Source organism: Diaphorobacter sp. (assembly GCF_050251835.1).
Taxonomy (GTDB): Bacteria; Pseudomonadota; Gammaproteobacteria; order Burkholderiales; family Burkholderiaceae_C; genus JBFXIE01.
In genome coordinates this window covers 20046-27907 of sequence record NZ_JBFWLZ010000042.1, presented here as the reverse complement: position 1 = coordinate 27907, position 7862 = coordinate 20046, and the positions used below count along the sequence as shown (strand labels likewise).

The 7862-nt window shown below is 61.4% G+C and carries 8 protein-coding genes and 1 tRNA gene; 5 read left to right on the top strand and 4 right to left on the bottom strand.

What is annotated here, in order from left to right; all coding sequences use genetic code 11:
* Window positions 1-41: 41 nt before the first annotated feature.
* Both AB7E35_RS12850 and greB read left to right on the top strand, forming a co-directional pair.
* Window positions 42-118: transfer RNA gene (locus AB7E35_RS12850), tRNA-Arg, on the top strand.
* A 22-nt stretch (window positions 119-140) separates the two neighbouring features.
* Window positions 141-782 carry a transcription elongation factor GreB gene (greB, locus tag AB7E35_RS12845; protein WP_428163850.1) on the top strand — a complete coding sequence of 214 codons (642 nt, stop codon included), beginning with the start codon at window positions 141-143 and terminating at the stop codon, window positions 780-782.
* Between the two features lie 9 nt (window positions 783-791).
* On the opposite strand, the gene AB7E35_RS12840 is transcribed toward greB, so the two are convergent.
* The 4 genes from AB7E35_RS12840 to AB7E35_RS12825 all read right to left on the bottom strand — a co-directional run bounded on the left by AB7E35_RS12840 (window position 792) and on the right by AB7E35_RS12825 (window position 4931).
* A complete protein-coding gene (locus AB7E35_RS12840; RefSeq protein WP_428163849.1) occupies window positions 792-3056 on the bottom strand; it encodes a RelA/SpoT family protein in 2265 nt (754 codons plus the stop codon).
* A gap of 99 nt (window positions 3057-3155) precedes the next feature.
* Window positions 3156-3359 (bottom strand): DNA-directed RNA polymerase subunit omega, encoded by a 204-nt coding sequence (gene rpoZ / locus AB7E35_RS12835; protein WP_428163848.1) that lies wholly within the window; start codon window positions 3357-3359, stop codon window positions 3156-3158.
* 21 nt (window positions 3360-3380) lie between these two features.
* Window positions 3381-4001 (bottom strand): guanylate kinase, encoded by a 621-nt coding sequence (gene gmk, locus AB7E35_RS12830; RefSeq protein WP_428163847.1) that lies wholly within the window; start codon window positions 3999-4001, stop codon window positions 3381-3383.
* A gap of 36 nt (window positions 4002-4037) precedes the next feature.
* Entirely contained in the window at window positions 4038-4931 is an 894-nt protein-coding gene (locus AB7E35_RS12825; RefSeq protein ID WP_428163846.1) for a YicC/YloC family endoribonuclease, read from the bottom strand.
* 96 nt (window positions 4932-5027) lie between these two features.
* Between AB7E35_RS12825 and AB7E35_RS12820 the strand changes: the two genes are divergently transcribed.
* The 3 genes from AB7E35_RS12820 to rph all read left to right on the top strand — a co-directional run bounded on the left by AB7E35_RS12820 (window position 5028) and on the right by rph (window position 7824).
* Window positions 5028-6044 (top strand): serine/threonine protein kinase, encoded by a 1017-nt coding sequence (locus AB7E35_RS12820; RefSeq protein ID WP_428163845.1) that lies wholly within the window; start codon window positions 5028-5030, stop codon window positions 6042-6044.
* Window positions 6041-6958, top strand: coding sequence for a PP2C family protein-serine/threonine phosphatase (locus AB7E35_RS12815; protein WP_428163844.1), 918 nt, complete (start codon window positions 6041-6043; stop codon window positions 6956-6958). Before AB7E35_RS12820 ends, AB7E35_RS12815 begins: the two co-directional genes overlap by 4 nt.
* A gap of 95 nt (window positions 6959-7053) precedes the next feature.
* Window positions 7054-7824 carry a ribonuclease PH gene (gene rph / locus AB7E35_RS12810; protein ID WP_428167680.1) on the top strand — a complete coding sequence of 257 codons (771 nt, stop codon included), beginning with the start codon at window positions 7054-7056 and terminating at the stop codon, window positions 7822-7824.
* The last annotated feature ends 38 nt before the right edge of the window (window positions 7825-7862 follow it).

The window sequence follows — 7862 nt, the reverse complement described above, 5'->3', positions numbered from 1 at the left end:
TTTGAAAAATTCGCGTTTATCGTGCTATAATTCAAAGCTTAGCGGCTGTAGCTCAGCTGGATAGAGTACTTGGCTACGAACCAAGGGGTCGTGGGTTCGATTCCTGCCAGCCGCACCAAACGGTAAGCCCTGGAACAGCAATGTTCCAGGGCTTTTTCCGTTTTTGCCCTACTGCGGTAGGTGAGTGGCATTTCACTTTCGGGCACCATTGGCGCATGAACAAGGCCTTTACCAAAGAAACCGATGCCGATGATGACGAACCGGCATTGCCGTCCAACCTCCCCGCAGAGGGCAAGAATTACATCACGCTGCAGGGTTACGCACGCCTGCGGGAAGAGTTGTTCACGCTGATTGATCAGGAGCGGCCCAAGGTGGTGGACATCGTTCATTGGGCAGCCAGCAACGGTGACCGGTCGGAAAATGGCGACTACCTTTATGGCAAGAAGAGATTGCGGGAGATTGATCGTCGGATCCGCTTTCTCACCAAGCGACTCGAGATTGCCGAGGTGGTGAACCCGTCGATCCATTTGGGCAACAACCAGGTTTTCTTTGGCGCCACAGTCACCTACGTAGATGATGAAAACATTGAGCGAACGGTGACCATCTTAGGTGTTGACGAGGTCGATAACAGCCTACAACAGATCAGTTGGGTTTCGCCAGTAGCACGCGCGCTGCTCAAAGCTCGAGTAGGCGACGAGGTTTCCCTGCAGACGCCAGCCGGCATGCGCACCTTGGAGATTCTGTCGGTCAGTTATCCGGAATCGCCCGAATTGCCGCACTGACAGACAAGCTCAGACAAGCTGCGGCAGTACGCGAAATGCCCGCAATACGGAGTGTGTTCGGCGCAAATTGCGCAGCACGATCTCAACATGGGCCAGATCTCTCACCGCGACGACGAAGCGCAGATCGGTGGTATCCATGGCATCGTCCATGTCCACACGCACAATGTCAGCTTCAGAATTTGCGAACTCCGACGCAATACGCGCCAGCACGCCCTTTCCATTGGTAACCGTGACCGTGATGCCTGTCTCGAACAAGCGAGTGGGCTCATCTGACCAGTCCACCGCGATAAAACGCTCGCCATCCTTGTGCTGGAGTTTCTTGGCCACTCCACACTGCGCATGGTGCACGACCAGCCCTTCACCGCGCCCCAGATAACCCACGATAGCATCACCGGGAACGGGACGGCAACATGGCGCATACTGTACCGATGCATTCTCGCTGCCATCCAGTGTAATGCTGCCCTGCGAGACCTTCTCGTGGGAGCTGTAGCGCTCACGCGTGAGCAGCAGCGCATCGGGGCGCTGCCCTTCCTCGGACAGCAGAAGCGCCAGACGTTTGGCCACAATGCTGGCAATACGCTTGCCCAAGCCCACGTCGGTCATCAACTCCACTCGGCTGCGGTTTCCGGTGAAACGCAGCAATTTGTCCCAGACAGCCTCCTGCGCCAGAACGTCGGGCAATTGTTCTATGCCCTCGGCGCGTAGCGCCTGCGTCAGCAATTTCTCGCCCAACCCGGCTGACTCGTTTTGCGCCAGGGTCTTGATGTGATGACGAATCTTGGAACGAGCCCGGCCCGTGCGCACAAAGCCCAGCCATGCAGGATTGGGTCGGGCGCCCTGCGCAGTCACAATTTCCACCACGTCGCCGTTCTTGAGTTCAGTGCGCAGGGGCACCTGCTCGTTATTGATCCGGGCTGCGGTGGTACGGTCGCCGATATCGCTATGAATCGCGTAGGCAAAATCCACCGTTGTAGCCCCCCGCGGCAGTGCAAGGATCTGGCTCTTGGGCGTAAAGACATACACCGCATCCGGAAAGAGGTCCACCTTGACGTGATCCCAAAACTCGGCCGCGTCACGCGTCTCGTTCTGGATATCCAGCAGTGACTGCAGCCACTTGGTACCAAGGCGTTCGGCCACAACGTTATCCGACCCCTGCGCCTTATAAAGCCAGTGCGCAGCCACGCCAGCCTCGGCCACGACATGCATCTCCTCGGTTCGCACCTGGAACTCAATGTTCAATCCGGCCGGCCCCACCAGCGTCGTGTGCAAGGACTGATAACCGTTGAGCTTGGTGATCGCGATGTGATCCTTGAACTTGCCGGGTACAGGCTTGTACATCTGATGCAACACGCCAAGGGCCGTGTAGCAATCAACGACTGACGGCACGATGACGCGAAAGCCATACAGATCCGTGACTTGGGCAAAGCTCAGATGCTTGAAATGCATCTTCTGATAGATCGCAAACAGGGTTTTCTCACGGCCGGACAGGCGTACCTTCATGCCAAGGCGGCCAAACGCCGCATCCACCTCGGCCTGCACCCGCTGGACAATGTCGCGCCTGCGGTTGCGCGACTTGGTGACTGCCTTGGACAAGGTCGCATAGCGCCAGGGATGCAGATGCCGGAAGGCAAGATCCTGCAACTCGCGGTAGGTCTGATTGAGCCCCAGGCGATGCGCGATGGGCGCGTATATCTCCAGCGTTTCCGAAGAAATACGCTGCCACTTGCTGCGCGGCATGTCGGACAACGTACGCATGTTGTGCGTGCGGTCTGCCAGCTTGATGAGAATGACACGCACATCACGCGCCATGGCCAAAAGCATCTTGCGAAAGGACTCGGCCTGGTTTTCCTCACGCGTGTTGAACTGCAGCTTGTCCAGCTTGGTCAACCCGTCAACCAACTCTGCCACAGGAGACCCAAAGCGGTCGATCAGATCCGACTTGGTGATGCCGCAGTCCTCCATGGCATCGTGCAGCAACGCAGCCATGAGCGCCTGGACATCCAGCTTCCAACTGGCACACAGCGCCGTCACCGCAATCGGGTGCGTGATGTAGGGCTCGCCACTGCTGCGCAACTGCCCCAGGTGGGCCTCGTCGGCATAGCGATACGCCTGCCGCACCTGCTCGACGCTGGAGCTGTCGAGATAGTCAAGCTTCTCCACAAGCGCAGCGAAGCTCGCCGCAGCAGCATTGGCTGCCGCGACAGAGGGGCTGCCAGGGACAGCCGTCTCGGTCTGCGCACTGGCGACAGTGGCTTTGTTCAACACCTCGTTCATGACATAAATGTATCGTGCCCAGGACAAGGGCACAGGCGCCCAAAAAAAAACACCGCTGAGCGGTGTTTTCTCGACGGGTGCACCGTTGACCAAAGGCAATCAGCCAGGCACCTTCTTGAGCATCTCCAGACCCACCTTGCCCGCGGCAATCTCGCGCAAGGCCGTTACGGCAGGCTTGTTGCGGCTTTCAATCCGGGGGGCGTGACCCTGGCTGAGCATACGCGCGCGGTACGTAGCGGCAAGCACCAATTGGAAGCGGTTGGGAATGTTCTCGAGACAGTCTTCCACAGTAATGCGGGCCATGGTGTTTTCTCCAGGGGGAATTCAGGGGATGTTCAGCGACCTGAAGGTGTCGGCCCGAGCGCGGCGCTGGGCAGCATACTTGAGGCGCTGCGCGTGAACGATGGACTTCAGGTCAAAAAGTGCTCGTTCAAAAACTTCATTGATTATAACGAAGTCGAATTTGCAGGCCTGGGCCAGCTCATCAGCCGCATTCTTCAGCCGCAAATCGATCACGTCGGGGGTGTCCTCGCCGCGCCGCTCCAGGCGCGAGCGCAGTTCTTCCCAGCTGGGTGGCAGGATGAAGATGAGCACCGCGTTGACGAAGGCCTGCTTGATTTGCAGCGCGCCCTGATAGTCGATTTCCAGAACCACATCCGCGCCCTGCGCGACGCGTTCTTCAATGACTTTGCGCGATGTGCCGTAGCGCCGCCCGTGCACGTTGGCCCATTCGACAAACCCGTTGGCTGCCACCATGGCGTCAAATTCTTGCTCTGACGCAAAAAAATACTCGCGCCCATGCTTTTCCTGGCCGCGCGGCGCTCGCGTGGTGTGCGACACCGAGGGCTGCACATGCGAATCCACCTCCAGCAGCGCCTTGACCAGGCTGGATTTACCCGCACCACTGGGGGCAGAGACTACAAATAGATTTCCGGGATAGTCCATATGGGGTGTGCGCCAGCTGCTATCAAAATAGAATTATTACTCGATGTTCTGTACTTGCTCGCGCATCTGCTCGATCAGCACCTTCATGTCCACACTGATACGCGTGAGCTCCATGGCGGCAGACTTGGAGCCCAGGGTGTTGGCCTCGCGGTGCAGTTCTTGGATCAGAAAGTCCAGCCGCTTGCCAATCTCGCCGCCCTTGCCAAGCAGGCGCTCGATCTCATGCAGGTGGGACTGCAGCCGGGTGATCTCCTCGGCCACGTCGATGCGGATGGCAAAGGCCGTGGCCTCTGCCAGGGCGCGATCCTGCGCGGCCTCTGGCAATGCAGCGCCTTCGGCCAGTTGCATGGCCTCACGCCAGCGCTCCATGAAGCGCTGACGCTGTTGCTCGACCAGTTGCGGCACCAGCGGAACCGCCTGCAATGCCAGGTCTCGCAGCTGCGCAATGCGATCCAGCAACATGGCCGACAGACGCTCACCTTCGCGCTCACGGGCTGCGACCAGCTCATCAAGTGCCTTGCGTGCCAGCTGCACCACGGGTTCGCTCCAGTCGCGCACGGGCGCGCCGCCACCGCCACACAGGCGCAGAACGTCTGCCACGGTCAAGGGTGCGGCATCGGGCAGCCATGAGCGCACGGCATCCTGCACCGCCCCGGCACGCTGCAACTGGCGCAGCGTGGGCTCCGTCAGGCTGGCAGATTCTTCGTTGTCCACGAAGGCGCGCACCTCCACCTTGCCGCGCCGCAGCTGCTGGGTGAGCAGCGCCCGCAGAGCGGGTTCCTGGGCCCGCAGCTCATCGGACATACGAAAAGACAGATCCAGAAAGCGGCTGTTGACGGATCGTATTTCCAGGCCCAGGCGACCTGCGCCCGCATCCCTGTCCGGCGCCGCAGCGGTCAACTCCTGCTGCACGCTCGCGTATCCGGTCATGCTGTAAACTGCCATTTGACCTTTCGGTGGTTGATTGCTTGTGATCCAGCGATTATCCGGGTTCCCCGACCGTACCCACGACGGCCTTCGCTTCCTATGTCAAAAATCAAGCCGGCTCCCCTGCCCCCAGACACCATCATCGGCGGCTACCGTGTGGTGCGCCGGGTGTCCTCTGGCGGCTTTGGCGTGGTGTATCTCGCCGTGGACGCCGAGGGCCAACAGGTGGCCATCAAAGAATACCTGCCTGCCTCCCTGGCGGCACGCGCGCCGGGCGAGTTGCTGCCCAGGGTACCGCCCGAAAAGCTGTCTTTGTATCGCCTGGGTCTGAAGAGTTTTTTTGAAGAAGGCCGATCGCTGGCCCAGATTTCGCACGCATCGGTGGTGAGCGTGCTGAATTTCTTCCGCGAGAACGAGACCGTGTACATGGTGATGAACTACCTGGAGGGCGCCACCTTGCAGGACTACATCATCACCGCCCGCGACCTCAAGACGCAGAAGGTGTTTCGCGAGTCCACCATCCGCTCGCTGTTCGACGAGGTGCTGCGCGGGCTGCGCATCGTGCACCAGCACAAGATGCTGCACCTGGACATCAAGCCCGCCAACATCTTCATCACCGACGACAACCGCGCGGTGCTCATTGATTTTGGCGCCGCGCGCGAGGTGCTGTCCAAAGAAGGCAACTTCATCCGCCCCATGTACACGCCGGGCTTTGCCGCGCCCGAGATGTACCGCCGCGACACGCAGCTGGGGCCGTGGACCGACATCTACGCCATTGGCGCCTGCATGTACGCATGCATGCAAGGCTTTCCGCCCAACGAGGCGCCGCAGCGCCAGGAGAAAGACCGGCTGTCGCTGGCCCTGGGCAAGCTGCGCGGGGCTTACTCCGACAACCTCATCGAGGTGGTCGAATGGTGCATGGCACTTGATCCGCTGTCGCGCCCGCAGTCGGTGTTTGCGCTGCAAAAAGAGCTCTCGCGCGAGGGCGAGCGCCGCTACACCAAACTGTCGGTGGCCGAAAAAATGCGCATGCAGCTCGATACCCTGGTGTCGGACACGCGCAAGAACATGCAGAAGGTGGGCGAGGCCACTGGCCTAGGGGTCAAACCCAGATGAAGTTTTCTGTCTTCCAGATCAGCCGCCGCGGTGGGCGCGAGAAAAACGAAGACCGCATGGGCTACTGCTACACGCGTGAATCCGCCCTGTTTGTGCTGGCCGACGGCATGGGCGGCCACCCCGACGGCGAGGTCGCAGCGCAGATCGCCATCCAGAGCGTGTCCATGCTGTTTCAGCGCCAGGCCAAGCCCGTGCTCGCGGACGTGGCTGAATTTCTGTCTGCCGCGCTGCTGGGCGCGCACCACCAGATTCTGCGCTACGGCAGCCACCGGGCGATGCAGGACTCGCCCCGCTCCACGCTGGTGATTGCCGTGGTGCAGCACGGGCGCGCAAGCTGGATTCACTGCGGTGACTCGCGCCTGTACCTGGTGCGTGACGGCGAAATGCTCATGCGCACACGCGACCATTCCTACCAGGAGCTGCGCAAGGCCGCCATCCCCGGACTGGAGCGTGTGAACCGCAATGTGCTGTTCACCTGCCTGGGTTCGCCCACCAAGCCGCTGTACGACGTGACCGGCCCCGTGCTGCTGGAGCACGGCGACCGCATCCTGCTGTGCTCCGACGGACTATGGGGCGCCCTGGACGACGCGACCATCGCGCGCCAGCTGGGCCGCCAGGCGGTATCGCACGCCGTGCCCGACCTGGTCGAAGACGCCCTGCGCCGCGCCGGCGACAGCAGCGACAACGTCACTGCGGTGGCCATGGAATGGGAGACGCCGGACGCCTTCGAGCCCACACAGGGCATTTCCACCGACAGCATCCACGACGACGTGTTCGCCTCCACCATTCAGGCCAGCCCCCTCGAAGGCCTGGCGGACGACCCGGACGAGCTGGACGACGAAGCCATCGAACGCACGATCGCCGAAATCAACGAAGCCATTCGGCGCTCCGCAGCGCGCAAATCCGAAGCATGACCGCAGCATGACTTGCGTCGCCGTACTGCCCATGGACCGTGCCGACACGGCCCCGGGCGGTCTGCCCATTGCCTGACAGACACAACCCGCCCCTAATGACTCCCTCCCTTGTGCCAACGCGTCCTGACACGCATTTTTCCCGCAGCGACGGCCGCGCCGCCGATCAACTGCGCCCCATCCGCATCACGCGCCACTACACCATGCATGCCGAGGGCTCGGTGCTGATCGAGTTTGGCAACACCCGCGTGCTGTGCACCGCATCGGTCGAGGAGAAAGTGCCACCGCACAAACGCGGCAGTGGCGAGGGCTGGGTGACGGCCGAATACGGCATGCTGCCGCGCGCCACCCACACCCGCAGCGACCGCGAGGCCGCCCGCGGCAAGCAAAGCGGGCGCACACAAGAGATCCAGCGGCTGATTGGCCGCAGCCTGCGCGCGGTGTTCGACCTGAAGCTGCTGGGCGAGCGCACCATCCAGATCGACTGCGACGTGATCCAGGCCGACGGCGGCACGCGCACGGCCGCCATCACCGGCGCCTGGGTGGCTGCGCACGATGCCGTGGGCACGCTGCTGGCGGCCGGCAAGATCACCGCGTCGCCCCTGACGGGCGCATTGGCGGCCGTGTCGGTGGGCATCGTGCAGGGCACTCCGCTGCTGGATCTGGAATACACCGAAGACGTGGCCTGCGACACCGACATGAACGTCGTCATGACCGTGGATCAGGCAGGGTTGGGCCACTACGTCGAGGTGCAGGGCACGGCCGAAGGCGCCGCCTTCTCGCGCCGCGAGATGGACGAGTTGTTGACCCTGGCCGAAAAAGGCATTGCCCAACTGGTGGCGCTGCAACAGCAATCGCTATGCAATTGATAGCTTATAGCGCTTGATTGATAAGCGCTGGAGACCAT